Source organism: Pseudoalteromonas sp. A3 (genome assembly GCF_025942345.1).
Taxonomy (GTDB): Bacteria; Pseudomonadota; Gammaproteobacteria; order Enterobacterales; family Alteromonadaceae; genus Pseudoalteromonas; species Pseudoalteromonas atlantica.
This window is the reverse complement of sequence record NZ_JAPCKL010000004.1, coordinates 292,655-309,328: the sequence shown is the minus strand read 5'-3', so window position 1 is coordinate 309,328 and position 16,674 is coordinate 292,655. Positions and strand designations below refer to the sequence as shown.

At 42.4% G+C, this 16,674-nt stretch carries 18 protein-coding genes; all 18 read left to right on the top strand.

The genetic code is table 11. The annotated features are described in order from the left end of the window. Position 1: 1 nt before the first annotated feature. Positions 2-811, top strand: coding sequence for a flagellar assembly protein FliH (gene fliH, locus OIZ54_RS10250; protein ID WP_096041359.1), 810 nt, complete (start codon positions 2-4; stop codon positions 809-811). An 18-nt stretch (positions 812-829) separates the two neighbouring features. Beyond that, the gene (gene fliI / locus OIZ54_RS10245) at positions 830-2,164 is read left to right on the top strand and encodes a flagellar protein export ATPase FliI (RefSeq protein WP_096041360.1); all 1,335 of its coding nucleotides are present in this window, start codon (positions 830-832) and stop codon (positions 2,162-2,164) included. After that, positions 2,164-2,610, top strand: a complete 447-nt coding sequence (gene fliJ, locus OIZ54_RS10240) for a flagellar export protein FliJ (RefSeq protein WP_004588294.1) — start codon at positions 2,164-2,166, stop codon at positions 2,608-2,610. Before fliI ends, fliJ begins: the two co-directional genes overlap by 1 nt. An 89-nt stretch (positions 2,611-2,699) precedes the next feature. Then, on the top strand, positions 2,700-4,589 hold the full coding sequence (locus OIZ54_RS10235; protein WP_248442836.1) for a flagellar hook-length control protein FliK: 1,890 nt from the start codon (positions 2,700-2,702) through the stop codon (positions 4,587-4,589). 57 nt (positions 4,590-4,646) lie between these two features. Continuing rightward, positions 4,647-5,180, top strand: coding sequence for a flagellar basal body-associated protein FliL (fliL, locus tag OIZ54_RS10230; RefSeq protein WP_004588296.1), 534 nt, complete (start codon positions 4,647-4,649; stop codon positions 5,178-5,180). A gap of 9 nt (positions 5,181-5,189) precedes the next feature. Beyond that, positions 5,190-6,281, top strand: coding sequence for a flagellar motor switch protein FliM (fliM, locus tag OIZ54_RS10225; RefSeq protein WP_004588297.1), 1,092 nt, complete (start codon positions 5,190-5,192; stop codon positions 6,279-6,281). A gap of 20 nt (positions 6,282-6,301) precedes the next feature. Then, positions 6,302-6,700 (top strand): flagellar motor switch protein FliN, encoded by a 399-nt coding sequence (fliN, locus tag OIZ54_RS10220; RefSeq protein WP_004588298.1) that lies wholly within the window; start codon positions 6,302-6,304, stop codon positions 6,698-6,700. Next, positions 6,697-7,080: a flagellar biosynthetic protein FliO gene (gene fliO, locus OIZ54_RS10215; RefSeq protein ID WP_004588299.1), complete on the top strand. Its 384-nt coding sequence runs from the start codon at positions 6,697-6,699 to the stop codon at positions 7,078-7,080. Before fliN ends, fliO begins: the two co-directional genes overlap by 4 nt. 4 nt (positions 7,081-7,084) lie before the next feature. After that, positions 7,085-7,828: a flagellar type III secretion system pore protein FliP gene (gene fliP, locus OIZ54_RS10210; protein WP_024032315.1), complete on the top strand. Its 744-nt coding sequence runs from the start codon at positions 7,085-7,087 to the stop codon at positions 7,826-7,828. 42 nt (positions 7,829-7,870) lie between these two features. Further along, positions 7,871-8,140, top strand: a complete 270-nt coding sequence (fliQ, locus tag OIZ54_RS10205) for a flagellar biosynthesis protein FliQ (RefSeq protein WP_004588301.1) — start codon at positions 7,871-7,873, stop codon at positions 8,138-8,140. A gap of 2 nt (positions 8,141-8,142) precedes the next feature. After that, positions 8,143-8,922 carry a flagellar biosynthetic protein FliR gene (gene fliR / locus OIZ54_RS10200; RefSeq protein ID WP_004588302.1) on the top strand — a complete coding sequence of 260 codons (780 nt, stop codon included), beginning with the start codon at positions 8,143-8,145 and terminating at the stop codon, positions 8,920-8,922. Positions 8,923-8,930: 8 nt separating this feature from the next. Then, complete coding sequence (gene flhB / locus OIZ54_RS10195) at positions 8,931-10,064, top strand: flagellar biosynthesis protein FlhB (RefSeq protein WP_248442837.1); 1,134 nt, start codon at positions 8,931-8,933, stop codon at positions 10,062-10,064. A 200-nt stretch (positions 10,065-10,264) separates the two neighbouring features. Further along, a complete protein-coding gene (flhA, locus tag OIZ54_RS10190; protein WP_024032312.1) occupies positions 10,265-12,376 on the top strand; it encodes a flagellar biosynthesis protein FlhA in 2,112 nt (703 codons plus the stop codon). 22 nt (positions 12,377-12,398) lie between these two features. Then, a complete protein-coding gene (gene flhF, locus OIZ54_RS10185; RefSeq protein ID WP_096739259.1) occupies positions 12,399-13,874 on the top strand; it encodes a flagellar biosynthesis protein FlhF in 1,476 nt (491 codons plus the stop codon). Then, positions 13,867-14,727, top strand: a complete 861-nt coding sequence (locus OIZ54_RS10180; protein ID WP_054983003.1) for a MinD/ParA family protein — start codon at positions 13,867-13,869, stop codon at positions 14,725-14,727. The genes flhF and OIZ54_RS10180 overlap by 8 nt, the downstream gene beginning before the upstream one ends. A 26-nt stretch (positions 14,728-14,753) precedes the next feature. Next, positions 14,754-15,464: an RNA polymerase sigma factor FliA gene (locus OIZ54_RS10175; protein WP_024032309.1), complete on the top strand. Its 711-nt coding sequence runs from the start codon at positions 14,754-14,756 to the stop codon at positions 15,462-15,464. A 41-nt stretch (positions 15,465-15,505) separates the two neighbouring features. Continuing rightward, positions 15,506-15,889, top strand: a complete 384-nt coding sequence (gene cheY, locus OIZ54_RS10170; RefSeq protein WP_004588308.1) for a chemotaxis response regulator CheY — start codon at positions 15,506-15,508, stop codon at positions 15,887-15,889. Between the two features lie 15 nt (positions 15,890-15,904). Then, complete coding sequence (locus OIZ54_RS10165) at positions 15,905-16,672, top strand: protein phosphatase CheZ (protein WP_004588309.1); 768 nt, start codon at positions 15,905-15,907, stop codon at positions 16,670-16,672. Positions 16,673-16,674 lie beyond the last annotated feature (2 nt).

The following is a 16,674-nucleotide window of genomic DNA, read 5'->3' as shown; positions in this document are numbered from 1 at the left end:
TATGTCTAAATTAAAAGGTCGCCCTTTACATGCAGATGATGCTGATGAGCTTTTAAAAAACTGGCCAATACCTGACGTTGCTCCTGATGAGCGTAGTTTTGGCAATCGTTCAACGGCTTTTGGCACACCGCTTTCTGATTTGTATAAAAAAGAAGTTGAAGAAGAAGCAGTAGAAGACACTCAGCCGCAAGAGCCTGAACTGCCTTCGTTAACTATGGCTGAGCTTGAGCGCATTAGGCAAGATGCTTATGAGGAAGGCTTAAAGCAAGGGCACGAACAAGGCTACATAGATGGCTTTGAAAAAGGGGTTGGTGAGGGCAAAGAAGCAGGCTATAAAGAAGGCGTAGAGCTTGGTAAAACACAAGGCCAAGAAGACGTAAAGCCGTTAATAGAAGAGCAGTTAACCAGCTTGCGTAGCATAATCGACAACCTCAGCGCTCCGCTTGATAAAGTGGACGAACTGGCAGAAAAGCACCTAGTGCAATTAGCGGTTATGTTGGCAGAAGCTATAACCTATCAAGAAATTAAAACATCGCCCGATGTTATTTTACATACGCTTAAAAAAAGCATAGATGCATTAAATACTGAGCAAGAAAAAGTTCGTGTGCATTTAAACCCAGATGACCTAGAACTGGTAAAGCAAAGCTATGGTGAGCAAACAATTGCAGATAATAATTGGCAGCTAATTGCAGAACCCACACTCGAGCGCGGCGGTTGCGAAGTTAAAACGCCTCAATCGTCTTTAGATATGACCCTAAAAACCCGTGTCAAAGAAACGTTGGATAGTTTTTTGCATAATAGTGGTATCTAATCTTTTTTGTGGCGTGTTATGGCAGCTCAACGTGCACCTCTAAGCGAACGCTTAAATCAATACCAACACCATATTGCAGCGTTTAAACCTGCTGTAGCGGGTATTTTAACCCGAGTAGTCGGTTTAACCCTTGAGGCGAAAGGGCTACGTGCGCCTGTAGGCAGCCAATGCAAAATAGAAACTATGTCAGGGTTTGTAGATGCTGAGGTGGTGGGCTTTAGTGAGCAAACCCTTTACTTAATGCCTAATGACCACATTTCCGGTGTGTTACCCGGTGCGCGTGTTATTCCACAAGTAAATGATACCGGATTGCCCGTTGGTATGAGCCTACTGGGCCGCGTTGTTGATGGCTTAGGCCGCCCGCTTGACGGCCTGGGGAAAATTAACGCCGAACACTATTTAAAGTTTGCACAAAACCCCATAAACCCCCTCGCTAGAAGACCAATCAGCCAACCTATGGATGTAGGTGTACGGGCTATAAACTCAGTTATTACTGTAGGGCAAGGCCAGCGTATGGGTTTGTTTGCAGGCTCTGGTGTTGGTAAGTCAGTACTCTTAGGTATGATGACCCGCGGCAGTGAAGCCGATGTTATTGTGGTTGGCCTAGTGGGTGAGCGTGGCCGTGAGGTAAAAGAGTTTATTGAAGAGATACTCGGTGTAGAAGGGCGCAAACGCTCTGTTGTGGTAGCTGCTCCTGCTGATGCATCGCCCCTTATGCGCTTGAAAGGCTGTGAAAGTGCGGTGACCATTGCTGAGTACTTTCGTGATCAAGGATTAAACGTATTGTTATTGCTTGATTCAGTAACCCGTTACGCCATGGCGCAACGCGAAATAGCGCTAGCGGTTGGCGAACCTCCTGCAACAAAAGGGTATCCGCCTTCTGTATTTGCTAAATTACCGGCGCTGGTGGAGCGAGCGGGTAATGGCGGCGAAGGGCAAGGGTCTATCACTGCGTTTTTTACTGTGCTTAGTGAGGGCGATGATATGCAAGACCCAATAGCCGATGCTGCACGTGCTATTTTAGATGGGCATATTGTACTTTCGCGTGACTTAGCCGATAGCGGTCATTACCCCGCGATAGATATCGAAAAATCAATTTCTCGTGTTATGCCGCAAGTGGTGTCTGAGCCTCATATGCAGCAGGCCCGCGTATTAAAACAAGTGTATTCAATGTATCAGCAAAATAAAGATATGATCACCTTAGGTGCGTATCAAAAAGGGGCTGACCAAATGCTTGATCAAGCTATAAATATGATGCCGCGCGTAAATGCGTTTTTACAGCAAGGTATGCGTGATGTAATAAGTTACGACGATGGTTTACACGGTCTAGCTCAATTACTAGGACAAGCATAATGGCAAAAAATAAGCTCGATTTACTGCTTAAGCTCGAAAACGACAAAGAAGAAAATCTGCGCATGAGCTACTTACAAGCCAATCAAAATTTACAAGCTAACCAACAAAAGCTGCAAGGGTTAAATAACTTTAGATTAGAATACTCTCAGCAATTACATGTGAAAGGAAAGTCCGGTTTATCAAGCGCGGGCTTTGGCCAGTACCATGCCTTTATAGCAAAAATTGAAGAAGCGATTCGTCAGCAAGCCAGTACGGTAAATACCGCTAAGCAAGTTGTAACACAGCGTAAAGCTTTGTGGTTAAAGCAGCAGGTAAAAGCAAAAGCCGTAGCAAAATTAATTGAAAAACAAAACCTAAAAGCGGCGGCGTTAATGGCAAAGAGTGAGCAAAAAATGCTGGACGAGTTTTCTGCTAATCAATTTTTTCAGCGCCGTAAAAGTTTATAACTCTGGCGCGTTTATTGCTTTATTGGTAGGTGGTAATTAATTTTGGCAAAGTGCGGTGGCAACTTGCCGCAGTGCTGTGTAGGTGAATTATGGCAATAAACGATATTTCAATGTTGGCAACAGCTGAAAAAGACTCTTTTTTAGCATTTAAAGACAATAACTTACCTGCAGGTAACGAATCTGGTGATGATTTTTTAAGCCAGCTACAAGATGCAGACAAACCCTTTGTATTACCTTCTAATTCTGAGGCTCCTAGCCAAGCTGGCTCTTTATTGCCAATAGATGATAAGCAGCTAGCCAATAGCAAAAAACCGACAGCTTCATTAAGTGATGACACGCAAGATACGTTATTATCTGGCGATAGCGTTTTAGCACAAATAAACTCCTCGCAAGTGATTGACGTAAGTGTAAAAAAACACGGCAATAGCGATAATGATTTTAGTGATTTAAGTGCAAAAAAGAGTGATAAAAGTGTCAGCTTTTTAGCTTCGCAACTAGGTGAAACTGGTGAGGCCGATGCCATAACGACTAAAGCCGAAGATACTCTTTTAAATGATAATAATAGCAACGGTAAAAAAAGTGCGTTTACAAACGCTGAGCTTGAAACTAAAGCAGCTAAGCAAAGCGCTGGAGAAAATTTAGCCCCTTCTTTAAATAATGAAGGTAAAGGTGCTGAGAATACAAAAGCGTCAGGCACTGTATTGAATGCTGAAAGTGCGCTGCCTATAAGCGATGCAGACATAGAGCAATTAGCCAAAGAACTGACTCGTTCATCTACGCAATCAGAGCTATCAACTACATCTAAAGTACTCAACTCATTAAGCGAAGCGCAACGTGCACAATTAAACGAGCACGTTAAAAGCTCCTTTGCTGAAACCACGCCAAGTGAAAGTGATGATCGTGCTAGCTCCGTTAAACAATTACTGACAGAGTTTGTTGTACAAAACGAAAAAGCTCCAAGCATGCCCGGTGAGCTAGTTCAATCTCAGTTAAAAAACCTAAATAGCGATGAAAAGCAGGCGCTACTTAGCCAATTGAAAAGCTATGTGAGTAACGAGCAACCAACAGGTGATACGCTCAAAAAAGTAAATGAAACAATAAGCAACTTACAAACTATGCTTGATACGCAGCTTAGTGAGAGCAAAGCGCAAAGTGTGTCGAGCTCTGCAAATGCGGCTTTAAATGCGCAGCAAGCCAGTAATGCTGCAATGACTGCGAATACAACGCAAAATAAAGCCATGATTAATGCTGAAGCACCCTCTAGTATTGAGCAAGACGGTGTAAATCCAGAAGAGTTAAACGCCCTAAAGGCCGAGCAGGAAAGCTTACTTAAAGAGCCTAAAACAAATACTGGTTTATCGCGTGTAGCTCAGGTGTTTACGTTGATAACCGATGGCATTAATAATACGCAGGCACAAATAAATACTCAGTACGACAACGCTCGTTATGAGCAGTCTATTTTAGAGAGCCAAGCTATACAGTCGCAGCAATTACAAAGCAGCACCGCGCAGGTTAAGCAGGTAAATATAGATGCAAGTATGATGCAGGCTATTAATATTGTTAAAAGTGATGCAGCTAAAATGCTTCAAGAGCGTGTATCTTCAATGCTAAGCATTAGCAATAAAGAAGCTGAAATTCGCTTAGATCCGCCAGAAATGGGCAGCATGCAAATTCGTATCAGAAGTGATGCTGAACAAGCACAAATAAATTTTGTAGTGCAAAACCAGCAAGCTAAAGAAGCACTTGAACAATCAATGCCGCGCTTACGTGAAATGTTAGCCGAGCAGGGAATTGATTTAGGTGAAAGTACGATTTCTTACGGGCAATCTGGTAGTGAGCAAAGCGATGAAGGCGAAGGGCAATCACAAGGTCAAACGGCTAATAAAAATACACAGCAGGATAAAAATGATGAGCAAGATGGGGCTAACCCACAAAGTTCTCGACAACAAACTTCATCATCAATAGATTACTATGCCTAAGTACTGCTATTATAATAACTAAAACAAGCAAGTACCTTTGCTAAAAAAGGAATCACAATGGCCGAAGAAACAAGTTTAGAAATAGAAGAAACCGGTAAAAGCAAAAAAAAGCTGATCATAATCATAGTGGCAGTACTGCTTGTTGTTGGCGGTGGTGCAGGCTATTTTTTTATGGCGGGCGATGATGCACCCGTTGAAACATTAGATGAAGAAACAACAACCGCAGCGCAAAGCGACTCGGCTACACCTTCAGGCTCTTCAGCTGAAATGGGCAGTGCCTTGTATGTTGCTATGCCAAGACCCTTTGTGTTTAATGTACCTGGGTCAAGCAGAGATAGAATTGTACAAATAAAAGTGCAATTACTTGTGCGTGGCGATGTAAATGAAGAAACCGCTAAAAAGCACATCCCACTGATTGAAGGCACCTTATTAAGCGTGTTTTCAACCACCACAGCTGATGAGCTCAGCACCAGTGCAGGCAAAGAAACATTACGCTTTACTGCGCTTGAAAAAGTGCAAGCTGCGCTGAATGATGTTGAAGGCACTAAAGTAATTGAGCGGGTATTGTTTACCGGCTTTGTGATGCAATAAGGGGCTAGCGTGAGCGATTTATTATCCCAAGACGAAATTGATGCACTCTTACACGGCGTTGATGAAGTCGAAGAGGAAGATATACACGAAGGTGAAGACGGCGAAGGCAGTACATTACAGTACGACTTTTCTTCGCAAGATCGGATCGTGCGTGGTCGCATGCCGACCCTGGAAATTGTTAACGAGCGGTTTGCTCGTCATATGCGAATAAGCTTATTTAACATGATGCGCCGCACCGCAGAGGTGTCGATTAATGGCGTACAAATGATTAAATTTGGCGAATACATTCATACCTTATTTGTACCAACAAGTTTAAATATGGTGCGTTTTAGACCGCTAAAAGGCACTGGCCTTATCACCATGGAAGCACGTTTAGTGTTTATTTTGGTAGATAACTTTTTTGGTGGTGACGGGCGTTACCATGCCAAAATTGAAGGCCGCGAATTTACCCCTACCGAACGTAGAATCGTGCAAATGCTACTAAAAATTATCTTTGAAGATTACAAAGAAGCATGGGCACCGGTTATGGACGTGTCGTTTGAATACCTCGATTCAGAAGTAAACCCAGCAATGGCCAACATTGTGAGCCCTACTGAGGTTGTGGTTATTAGCTCTTTTCATATTGAATTAGATGGCGGTGGCGGCGATTTTCACATCGCTCTGCCGTATTCAATGCTTGAACCCATTAGAGAGCTATTAGATGCGGGTGTACAATCGGATACAGAAGACACCGATTTGCGCTGGAGCAAAGCTTTACGCGATGAAATTATGGACGTTGAGGTGGATATGTCGACTCAACTTCTTGAGGTGGATTTGTCTCTTAAACAAATAATGGAACTTAAAGCGGGCGATATTATACCGGTAGAAATGCCAGAGCATATTACGGTATTTGTTGAGGAGTTACCTACATTTAGAGCTAAAATGGGTCGTTCTCGCGATAACGTTGCGCTACAAATTAGTGAAAAAATTAAACGCCCTGATTCAGTTAAATCTGAGCTGCATGTATTTACCAAAGGCGGCAAGAAAATTGATTCAGATGCAGAATTAGCAGAACTAGAAGATGATTTACACCTTTCTGACGGTGTAGACTTAGACTGGTAATTGATTAAAAGGTTAAAAGTATGAGCGATGATCAAGACACAATGGACGAATGGGCAGCAGCCCTAGCTGAAGCCGAAGGCGGTGATGAGAGCGCCGAAGCGCATGTAGCAGAGCTTGATGAACTAAGTGATGCTAAACATGAACTTAGCGGTGACGAAAAGCGTAAACTCGATACAATTTTAGATATTCCTGTGACTATTTCTATGGAAGTAGGGCGCTCTAAAATAAATATTCGTAACTTACTGCAGCTAAACCAAGGCTCTGTTGTTGAACTAGACCGCGTAGCCGGTGAACCACTGGATGTATTAGTAAATGGTACGCTCATTGCCCATGGCGAAGTGGTTGTAGTGAATGATAAATTTGGTATTCGTTTAACGGATGTTATTAGCCAGGTAGAGCGGATCAAAAAATTACGATGAGCTCCCTTGCTGCTTTAACAAACTCAGTATTTACAAAGGCAGAAACGTTAACACCTACGGCCGACATTTTGTCTATGGTGTTGTCGTTGGTTGCGGTGCTAGTACTGATTGTAGTGCTGGCATTTTTTGTTAAAAAACTTAACCCAAATTTAGCTAATAGCGAAGAATTTAAAGTGGTACGAAGCTTACCGCTTGGCTCTCGAGAGCGCTTAATGGTGGTTGAAATAGATAATGCACAGCATTTATTAGGGGTCACCCCGCACAGTATTAACTACTTACATAAATTAGACACGCCGTTAAGTGAAAAAGAACTGCCAGAACTTGCTAAGCGATTTAGCAAACTACTAAACCCGCAAACGAATCAAAATAAAAAGAATTAACCCTATGATAAAGTGGCTGCTGATTATTTTAGCTGTGTTATTTGTACCTGCCGCAAGCAGTGCAGAGGGCATAGACGCTCTAACCATTACAACCAATGCCGACGGGACGCAAGATTACTCTGTAACCTTGCAAGTACTGGCAATTATGACGGCGCTGAGCTTTATTCCTGCCGCCATAATTATGATGACTTCGTTTACCCGTATTATTGTTGTACTGGCCATTTTGCGCCAAGCCATTGGTTTACAATCAACACCTTCAAACCAAGTTTTATTAGGGATGTCGCTTTTTTTAAGTATTTTTATTATGGCGCCTATTTATCAGCAAGTTAACGAACGTGCGATAGAACCCTATTTAAATGAACAAGTTACTTCGGTACAAGCATTAGAGCTTGCAAAGGAGCCCATGAAGGCCTTTATGCTCTCGCAGGTACGATTAAAAGACTTAGAAACGTTTGCCAAAATAGCAGGTTATGACCAGCTTGATTCGCCAGAGGCCACGCCACTTATTGTGTTAATACCTGCATTTGTGACCAGTGAACTACAAACCGCGTTTATTATTGGGTTTATGTTTTTTATACCGTTTTTAATTGTGGATTTAGTGGTTGCCTCGGTATTAATGGCCATGGGTATGATGATGCTCTCGCCCATGATAGTGTCCTTGCCTTTTAAAATAATGTTATTTGTACTGGTCGATGGCTGGAGCCTAGTAATGGGCACGTTAGCCAAAAGCTTTGGCTTAGGGACATAAACCATGTTTTACATTCGCACTTTTAAACATTAGGAGTACAACATGGAACCAGAAATTTTTGTTGATATTCTTAGCGATGCACTGTTTTTAGTTATTAAGCTGGTATCAGCTATTGTGGTACCAGGTTTACTTGTTGGTTTAGTGGTGGCGGTGTTCCAAGCGGCAACCTCAATTAATGAACAAACCCTAAGTTTTTTACCGCGATTATTAATTACCATTGGGGCACTTATTGTAGGTGGGCATTGGCTTACTCAAGAGCTAATGGACTTTTTTACCCGCCTAGTGTTACTCATTCCTGAAATTGCAGGCTAATTGTGGAATTTCCTTTTTCTGTTGTTATTCAATGGTTAAGTGATTTTTTACTGCCTTTAGTTCGCATCAGCTCTATGATCATGATTATGGCGGGCTTAGGCGCACAAAACGTACCTACACGTATTAAAATGGGATTGGCGGTAGTGGTAACGTTTTTAGTGGTGCCAGCGCTGCCTCCTGCAACATTTACTAATTTATTTTCTTTTGAAATGGTGCTGGTGGTTATTCAGCAAATGTTGATAGGTGTTGCGATAGGGTTTGCCTCTACGCTAATGCTAAATACCTTTGTGCTTGCTGGGCAAATACTGGCAATGCAAACCGGTTTGGGCTTTGCCTCTGTTATAGACCCTTCAAATGGTGCGAGCGTGCCTGCAGTTGGCCAGTTTTACTTAATTTTAGCGACCTTGTTATTTTTTGTTTTTAATGGCCATTTAATGATGATTCAAATGGTGGTGCATAGTTTTTCGGTGTTGCCTATAAACGGCCAGTGGTGGGCTGTTGATCATTACTGGGACATAGTAACGTGGGGCAGCTGGATGTTTACCACTGCACTGGTATTGGCTTTAGCCCCCCTTACGGCCATGCTCATTATTAATATTTCATTTGGTATTATGACCCGCGCAGCACCGCAATTAAACATTTTCTCAATAGGTTTTCCGTTTACATTAGTTGCCGGTTTAATGATTATTTGGGCTACCTTGGGTAATTTTGTAACCCAATTTGAATTTCAGTGGTTAAAAATGATTGAGCTAATGTGTAGTCTTGTTGGCTGTACGGTGTAGGAGGGGCAATGGCTGAAGATTCAGGACAAGAAAAAACAGAAGAACCCACCTCCAAAAAGCTCGAAGATGCTAAAAAGAAAGGTCAAATAGCACGCTCAAAAGAACTAGGTACTATGTTCGTACTTATTTTTTCTGCAATTTCGTTGCTGTTATATGGGCCGGAAATAGGCAAAGGCTTATACAATATTATGGGCAGGATGCTGTCTTTAAATCGCAGTGAAACCTACGACACCACTAAAATGTTTGCGGTGTGGAGTGAGGTGGCCAGTGCGTTGCTGTTTCCTATGGCGATGTTTGTTTTAATTATTGTTATTGCAGCATTTATAGGAAATACCTTACTCGGCGGCTTTAATTTTAGTTGGGAAGCTGCAGCACCTAAACCCAGTAAAATGTCGCCAATGAAGGGCTTTAAACGCATGTTTGGACCACAAGCAGCGATAGAGCTTGTAAAATCTATATTAAAGTTTGCGCTGGTGGCTATTTTTGCGGTGTTTTTGATTCAAACTTTTTTTGATGAAATTTTGCATTTAAGTATTGAAAGCGCACCTAGTAATATAATTCATGCCCTTGAAATACTCTCGTGGATGTTTTTAGGATTGTCGTGCACTTTGGTGATTATTGCCGCAATAGATGCGCCTTATCAGAGTTATAACCACAACAAACAACTTAAAATGACCATGCAGGAGATCAAAGACGAGTACAAAAACTCAGAGGGTGATCCGCAAATTAAAGCGCGCATTAGGCAAACACAAAGGCAAATGTCGCAGCGAAGAATGATGCAAGATGTTCCCGATGCCGACGTAATTGTAACCAACCCTACTCACTATTCTGTGGCGCTAAAATACGATACTGAGCGAGCAGGTGCGCCGATTGTACTTGCCAAAGGGATAGATGAAATGGCTATGCAAATTCGTAAAATAGCTAAAGGTAACGAAGTACCGATTGTAGAATCTCCTATGCTTACGCGGGCGCTTTATCATACCGCCGAAATAGGCCAACAGATCCCAGATCAGCTATTTACCGCTGTCGCACAAGTTTTAGCCTATGTATTTCAGCTTAAACGCTTTAAAAAAGGCCGCGGAAAGCGCCCCATCCCTCTTAAATCTAAACTGTCTATTCCGGATGATTTTAAATACGATTAGGGTAAGCTAACCACACTTTGAAGAGGCGCCTTGCCTAAATACCAACACGGGGCTGCAAATTCAAACCATAAAGCCCATTCGCTCTTGTCTCTCACTTGCTTTAAATTTTGTATCAATACTCAATGAATCTATTGCTGGCTCTATACTTGGAATAGTTATTGCAATTTCAGGCTAGTGTCAATTTATTGAATTGTAGAGTTATGGATTTTAAAGCGGTATTACAACAACTTAACAAAGATAAAAAAGAGTATGCCAAAGGTGTTGGCACACCGCTACTAGTACTTGCAGCGCTGGGTATGGTTATTTTACCGCTGCCGCCATTTCTTCTTGATATATTATTTTCATTTAATATTGCCCTTGCCTTAGTTGTTTTACTGGTGACTGTTTACACCATGAAACCCCTCGAATTTGGTATGTTTCCGGCGGTATTGTTAATCGCTACAATTATGCGTTTAGCCCTAAATGTTGCCAGTACACGCGTGGTGCTCCTTGAGGGTCACAACGGGGGCGATGCGGCTGGTAAGGTAATTGAAGCGTTTGGCTCAGTGGTTATTGGCGGAAACTACGCGGTAGGTTTAGTGGTGTTTTTAATTTTGATCATCATAAACTTTGTAGTAATAACCAAAGGTGCTGGGCGTATTTCTGAAGTATCGGCTCGTTTCACGTTAGACGCTATGCCGGGTAAGCAAATGGCGATTGATGCCGACTTAAACGCTGGCTTTATTAGTGCAGAGCAAGCACGTGAGCGCCGCAGTGAAGTAACCCGCGAAGCCGACTTTTACGGCTCTATGGATGGGGCGAGTAAGTTTGTAAAAGGCGATGCCATTGCCGGTATCGTGATATTAATTATTAATATTGTTGGCGGCTTATTTGTGGGCATGATCCAACATGACTTGAGCTTTAGCCGCGCAATGGAAGTATATACTTTACTTACCATTGGTGACGGCCTTGTGGCGCAGCTTCCTTCATTACTGCTCTCTATTGGTACTGCTATTGTTGTTACTCGCCAAAACGAATCACATAACATGGGTGAGCAATTTAAAGCCCAATTAGGTAACGAAAAATCATTATTTATCGCCTCAGGTATTTTAATCATTATGGGGTTAGTTCCGGGTATGCCTCATATTGCTTTTTTAAGTTTAGGCGCACTACTTGGCTACTTAGCTTACTTTACTCAACAGCAAAAATTAAAAGCCGCTGCTCTAGCAGCCCAAGAGGCTGAAAGTGGTGCCGTTGCCGGTACTGGCGTTGCAAACAAGCAAGAGCAAAAAGAGCTTGGATGGGACGATGTACAACAAATTGACGTTATTGGCTTAGAAGTTGGCTACAGGCTTATTCCGCTTGTTGACCAATCTCAAGGTGGTGAGCTGCTCAACCGAATTAAAGGGGTGCGTAAAAAGTTATCTCAGGAGCTTGGCTTTTTAGTACCGCCTGTACATATTCGCGATAACTTAGAGTTAGACCCTAATGCGTACCGTATTACCATGATGGGTGTTTCAAGTGGTGAAGGCGAACTCAAACATGGCGATGAACTGGCCATCAACCCTGGGCAAGTATTTGGCCCTATTAAAGGGGTTGAAACCAAAGACCCTGCATTTGGCTTAGATGCGGTATGGATAAAGCCTGATCAAAAAGACGAAGCACAATCACTAGGTTACACCGTGGTTGACTCAGCCACTGTGGTAGCCACCCACATTAGCCAGTTATTAACTAACAGTGCCGCATTATTGCTTGGGCATGAGGAGGTTCAAAACCTGCTTGATATGTTAGCTAAAAGCCATCCGCGTTTAGTAGAAGGGTTAGTGCCAGAAGTACTACCACTGACAACCGTTGTAAAAGTACTGCAAAATTTATTAAACGAAGGTGTGGCTATTCGTGATATGCGCTCTATTGTTCAAACCCTTGTAGAGTACGGCCCACGTAGCCAAGATGCCGATGTTTTAACAGCTGCAGTGCGTATTTCGCTGCGCCGTTTAATAGTTCAAGACGCTGTGGGAATGTCATCAGAAATCCCTGTCATAACCTTGGCGCCTGAGTTGGAACAGATGTTGCATCAGTCATTACAAAATGCAGGCGACGAAGGTGCCGGAATAGAACCAAGCCTTGCTGAGCGGCTTCAAACATCATTAAACGAAGCGCATCAGAATCAAGAAATGGCCGGAGAACCTTCAATATTGCTAACGTCAGGAATGTTACGCACTGTGTTATCTCGTTTTGTTAAGTACACCATACCGGGTTTAAGGGTGATGTCTTATCAAGAGGTACCAGATGAAAGACAGATCAAGATTGTCAGCTCAGTAGGCCAACAATAAAGATTTTAACAGGGGTTGAACCATGAAGATTAAACGTTTTTTTGCCAAAGATATGCGCACCGCACTGAAAGAAGTTAAAGATGAGCTAGGTGTTGATGCCGTTATTATGTCGAACAAAAAACTCGCTAATGGTGTAGAAATTGTTGCCGCAGTAGATTACGACAAAGCAGCCCCTAAAGCCGCAGCACAACCACAGGCAGCGCCTGCTCCGCAAAGAGCCGTGCAACAGCCTACTCATAACTTTGTAAAGCCAGAGCCTAAGCGTGCGCAACCTGAGCCACAAGCAAAAGTAGCAGATAGCTTACAAGCTTTATTAGAGCGCCAGTCGCCACGCCCTCGCTCTCCTGAGCTAGCCTCTATGTTTTCGCAATCAGGTATTGATACGTCTGAGCATTACCAAGAGCCAGCACAGCCACGTACGACAAATATGTTTGCACGCGAAAATGAAGCGCCAAAACGCATGCAAACCCAAGCAGACAGCCTAGGCTTTGATGACTTAGATCAAGACTTTGACGAGTTAGATGCGCCGGTTGCACCGCGTAGTCAAGCTAATAACAACGAAAGCGCCCAAATGAGCGCGATGCGTGATGAAATGAACGCAATTCGCCAGTTATTAGAACACCAAGTATCGGGTTTAATGCAGCAAGATATGGCACGTCGCGACCCTACACGTGCATGCATGATTGACCGTTTAGTTGGCATGGGAATAGATAAAGACGTTGCAGAGCAAATGGCGTGTTTTATTCCAGATGACGTATCGCGTCAGCAAGGTTGGAAAGCATTATTGCAAATGGTTGAAGATCAAATGCAAACCACCAATAACGAAATTCTTCGCCAAGGAGGTGTGTACGCCCTTGTTGGGCCTACTGGTGTAGGTAAAACAACCACAGTAGCTAAACTTGCCGCATTAGGCGCACAAAAGTATGGCGCCGACAAAGTTGCCCTAATCACCACTGATACATACAGAATTGGTGCGTATGAGCAGCTTGCAACGTATGGTCGTATTATTGGTTGTGGTGTTAAACAAGTAAAAGATGCTAATGAATTAGCTGAAGTTTTATATCATTTACGCAATAAGCGTCTAGTATTAATTGATACAGCGGGTATGAGCCAACGTGATTTACGCCTTACAGAGCAATTAAATACGTTAATGCGCAACCAGCGAGTAGATATACGTAGTTATTTAGTATTAAGTGCCACAGCACAAATAAATGTACTGCAAGAAACCGTAAGACATTTTAAAAAGGTTCAGCTAAGCGGTTGTATTTTCACTAAGTTAGATGAATCATTAAGTTTAGGTGAGATTATTAGTATAGCGATTCAAAATCGTCTTCCAATAGGGTATCTTACTAATGGTCAGCGTGTACCAGAAGATATTCGCGTTGCAAATGCTGAAAAACTAGTAAAAAAAGCTGAGCAATTGTATTTAAAAAGAGCAAAAGCACAACATTCAAGGCACCAAGCAGTGGCGCCAAGCACAGTAGGGATGTATGATTAACACAGTATTAGATCAAGCAAGCGGCCTGCGCAAAATGAGTCAAAACAACAACAACGGCGTAAAAGTTATCGCTGTCACCGGCGGTAAAGGAGGAGTGGGTAAAACCAACGTCTCTTTAAATACTGCTATTGCTTTAGGGCAGCAGGGTAATCGTGTATTAGTATTAGATGCCGATTTAGGCCTAGCTAATTGTGATGTAATGCTAGGACTACGTGTTGAAAAAAACTTATCTCATGTCCTTTCTGGCGAGTGCGAACTTGACGAGATTTTAGTTGAAGGCCCAGGCGGTATTAAAATCGTGCCTGCTACATCAGGCTCGCAAAGTATGGTGGAGCTAACCCCATCTGAGCATGCTGGGCTAATTCGTGCCTTTAGTGAGCTTAATACCGAATTTGATATTTTAATTGTAGATACCGCCGCTGGTATTTCTGACATGGTACTGAGTTTTTCTCGTGCAGCGCAAGATGTCATGGTGGTGGTGTGCGACGAGCCGACCTCTATTACTGATGCCTACGCGCTTATTAAAGTACTTAGCCGCGAGCATGGCGTTTATAAATTTAAAATTGTTGCAAACATGGTGCGCAGTATGCGCGAGGGCCAAGAGCTTTTTGCAAAGCTCTCTAAAGTAACAGACCGCTTTTTAGATGTGTCTATGGAGCTTGTTGCGACTATTCCATATGATGAAAATATGCGTAAATCTACGCGTAAACAAAAAGTAATTGTCGATCTTTTCCCTAATTCACCAGCAGCAGTCGCGTTTAAAACATTAGCGACAAAAGCAGTAAAATGGCCTATACCTAATCAACCTTCAGGACATTTAGAGTTTTTCATTGAGAAGCTAGTAAACGGCTGATTATGACAACATCGGTGAAAAGAGCTATGGGATATCAATCAACACAAAATTTAAATGTGATTGTTGAAAAACACGCGTCGCTTGTCAAAAAAGTGGCGTGCCATTTAATAGCTCGTCTTCCTCCTAGCGTTCAGCTTGATGACTTAATCCAATCGGGAATGATTGGCCTTATCGAGGCCTCAAAAAACTTTGACGCCAGTAAAGGGGCAAGCTTTGAAACGTTTGCTGGTATTCGTATCCGCGGCGCTATGCTTGATGAAATGCGCAGAGGGGATTGGGCACCACGTTCGGTGCACCGCAAAAGCCGATTAGTAGCCGAAACCATCACAGAATTAGAAAATAGCTTAAATAGAGAACCAAAAGATACTGAAGTAGCTGAAAAACTTGATATTTCGCTAGAAGAATACCATCATATTTTAAATGATGTTAATTCCAGTAAAGTGCTTGGTATAGAAGACCTAGGGGTAGATGAAGATGTTATTAGCCCTGCAGGTCAAGATTTAGCGCTAGACAAACCATTTAATAATGTTAAAAATGAACGGTTTAATAATTCATTGTTAGAGGCAATAAAGTCTTTACCAGAGCGAGATGCAATGGTGCTTTCTTTGTATTACAACGATGAAATGAATTTAAAAGAAATTGGGCATATACTCGATGTAAGTGAATCGCGTGTAAGTCAGATACATGGTCAGGCGATGATTAAGCTCAAAGCAAAAATCAATGACTGGATAAACTAGTAGTAAGTAAATTATAGGTTAAGACCTCACCGGAGGATGTTTTGGATAAAAACATGAAAATTCTTGTTGTTGATGATTTCTCTACAATGAGACGTATTATAAAAAATCTGTTGCGTGACCTAGGGTTCACGAATGTTCAAGAAGCTGACGATGGTTCTACAGCATTACCTATGTTGCAAAATCAGGTTTTTGACTTTGTTGTAACCGATTGGAACATGCCAGGCATGCAGGGTATTGACTTGCTAAGAGCCATTAGAGCTGATGAAAAATTAAAACATATTCCGGTTTTAATGGTGACGGCAGAAGCTAAAAAAGAACAAATAATAGCGGCAGCGCAAGCAGGTGTTAATGGCTACATTGTTAAGCCATTTACTGCTGGTACTTTGAAAACTAAATTAGAAAAAGTGTTTGAACGCTTAGGTTAATGAGAGGAGAGGCTTATGTCAGCACCAGCTGCGCCTCAAATTACTTTAGAACAAGCTCGTCAGCTCGTCGTTTTTTTAGAAAACGGTGAGCAAGATAAAGCAGATCAATTAATTTTAGATACTGCCTCTCAAGAACAATCGCAGCTTTTTGCTGAAGTAGGTAAGTTAACACGCCAATTACACGAAGCCCTTAAAAGCTTTGAACTTGATACGCGTTTAACCGATTTAACCACTGATGCAATACCGGATGCGAAAAAGCGCTTAAACTATGTCATGGAAATGACAGAAAATGCAGCTAATAAGACAATGGATGCGGTCGAAGCAAGCCTCCCTATTGCGCAGCAGCTAGCAGATGAAATTGCACATATTAAGCCTACTTGGGATAGGCTTATGAACCGCGAAATAGAGCTGGGCGAGTTTAAAACCTTATGCCACAGCATCGACAAGTTTATGAACAGCTCTCATCATAAAACCGATGAGTTGCAAACTTTAATGACTAATGTACTAATGGCGCAGGATTTTCAAGATTTAACCGGCCAGGTTATCCGCCGTGTAATTGAATTAGTCAGAGAAGTAGAAGAAAGTTTAATCCACCTTTTAACAGCATTTGCTGCACAAGATGACAGCATTGCTGAAAGTAAAGAACAACAAGAAACAGAAGAACTGGTTGCCGCACAAACATTAGCAGGTCCTGAAGGCCCTATTATTGATAAAGAGTCGCGAAATGATGTTGTATCTGACCAAGACGAGGTCGATGACCTATTATCAAGTTTGGGCTTCTAAGA

Excerpts from the sequence above, each read along its gene's own strand:
- fliH (WP_096041359.1), top strand. The coding sequence starts at position 2 with ATGTCTAAATTAAAAGGTCGCCCTTTACATGCAGATGATGCTGATGAG.
- fliI (WP_096041360.1), top strand. The coding sequence starts at position 830 with ATGGCAGCTCAACGTGCACCTCTAAGCGAACGCTTAAATCAATACCAA.
- fliJ (WP_004588294.1), top strand. The coding sequence starts at position 2,164 with ATGGCAAAAAATAAGCTCGATTTACTGCTTAAGCTCGAAAACGACAAA.
- OIZ54_RS10235 (WP_248442836.1), top strand. The coding sequence starts at position 2,700 with ATGGCAATAAACGATATTTCAATGTTGGCAACAGCTGAAAAAGACTCT.
- fliL (WP_004588296.1), top strand. The coding sequence starts at position 4,647 with ATGGCCGAAGAAACAAGTTTAGAAATAGAAGAAACCGGTAAAAGCAAA.
- fliN (WP_004588298.1), top strand. The coding sequence starts at position 6,302 with ATGAGCGATGATCAAGACACAATGGACGAATGGGCAGCAGCCCTAGCT.
- fliO (WP_004588299.1), top strand. The coding sequence starts at position 6,697 with ATGAGCTCCCTTGCTGCTTTAACAAACTCAGTATTTACAAAGGCAGAA.
- fliP (WP_024032315.1), top strand. The coding sequence starts at position 7,085 with ATGATAAAGTGGCTGCTGATTATTTTAGCTGTGTTATTTGTACCTGCC.
- fliQ (WP_004588301.1), top strand. The coding sequence starts at position 7,871 with ATGGAACCAGAAATTTTTGTTGATATTCTTAGCGATGCACTGTTTTTA.
- flhB (WP_248442837.1), top strand. The coding sequence starts at position 8,931 with ATGGCTGAAGATTCAGGACAAGAAAAAACAGAAGAACCCACCTCCAAA.
- flhA (WP_024032312.1), top strand. The coding sequence starts at position 10,265 with ATGGATTTTAAAGCGGTATTACAACAACTTAACAAAGATAAAAAAGAG.
- flhF (WP_096739259.1), top strand. The coding sequence starts at position 12,399 with ATGAAGATTAAACGTTTTTTTGCCAAAGATATGCGCACCGCACTGAAA.
- OIZ54_RS10180 (WP_054983003.1), top strand. The coding sequence starts at position 13,867 with ATGATTAACACAGTATTAGATCAAGCAAGCGGCCTGCGCAAAATGAGT.
- OIZ54_RS10175 (WP_024032309.1), top strand. The coding sequence starts at position 14,754 with ATGGGATATCAATCAACACAAAATTTAAATGTGATTGTTGAAAAACAC.
- OIZ54_RS10165 (WP_004588309.1), top strand. The coding sequence starts at position 15,905 with ATGTCAGCACCAGCTGCGCCTCAAATTACTTTAGAACAAGCTCGTCAG.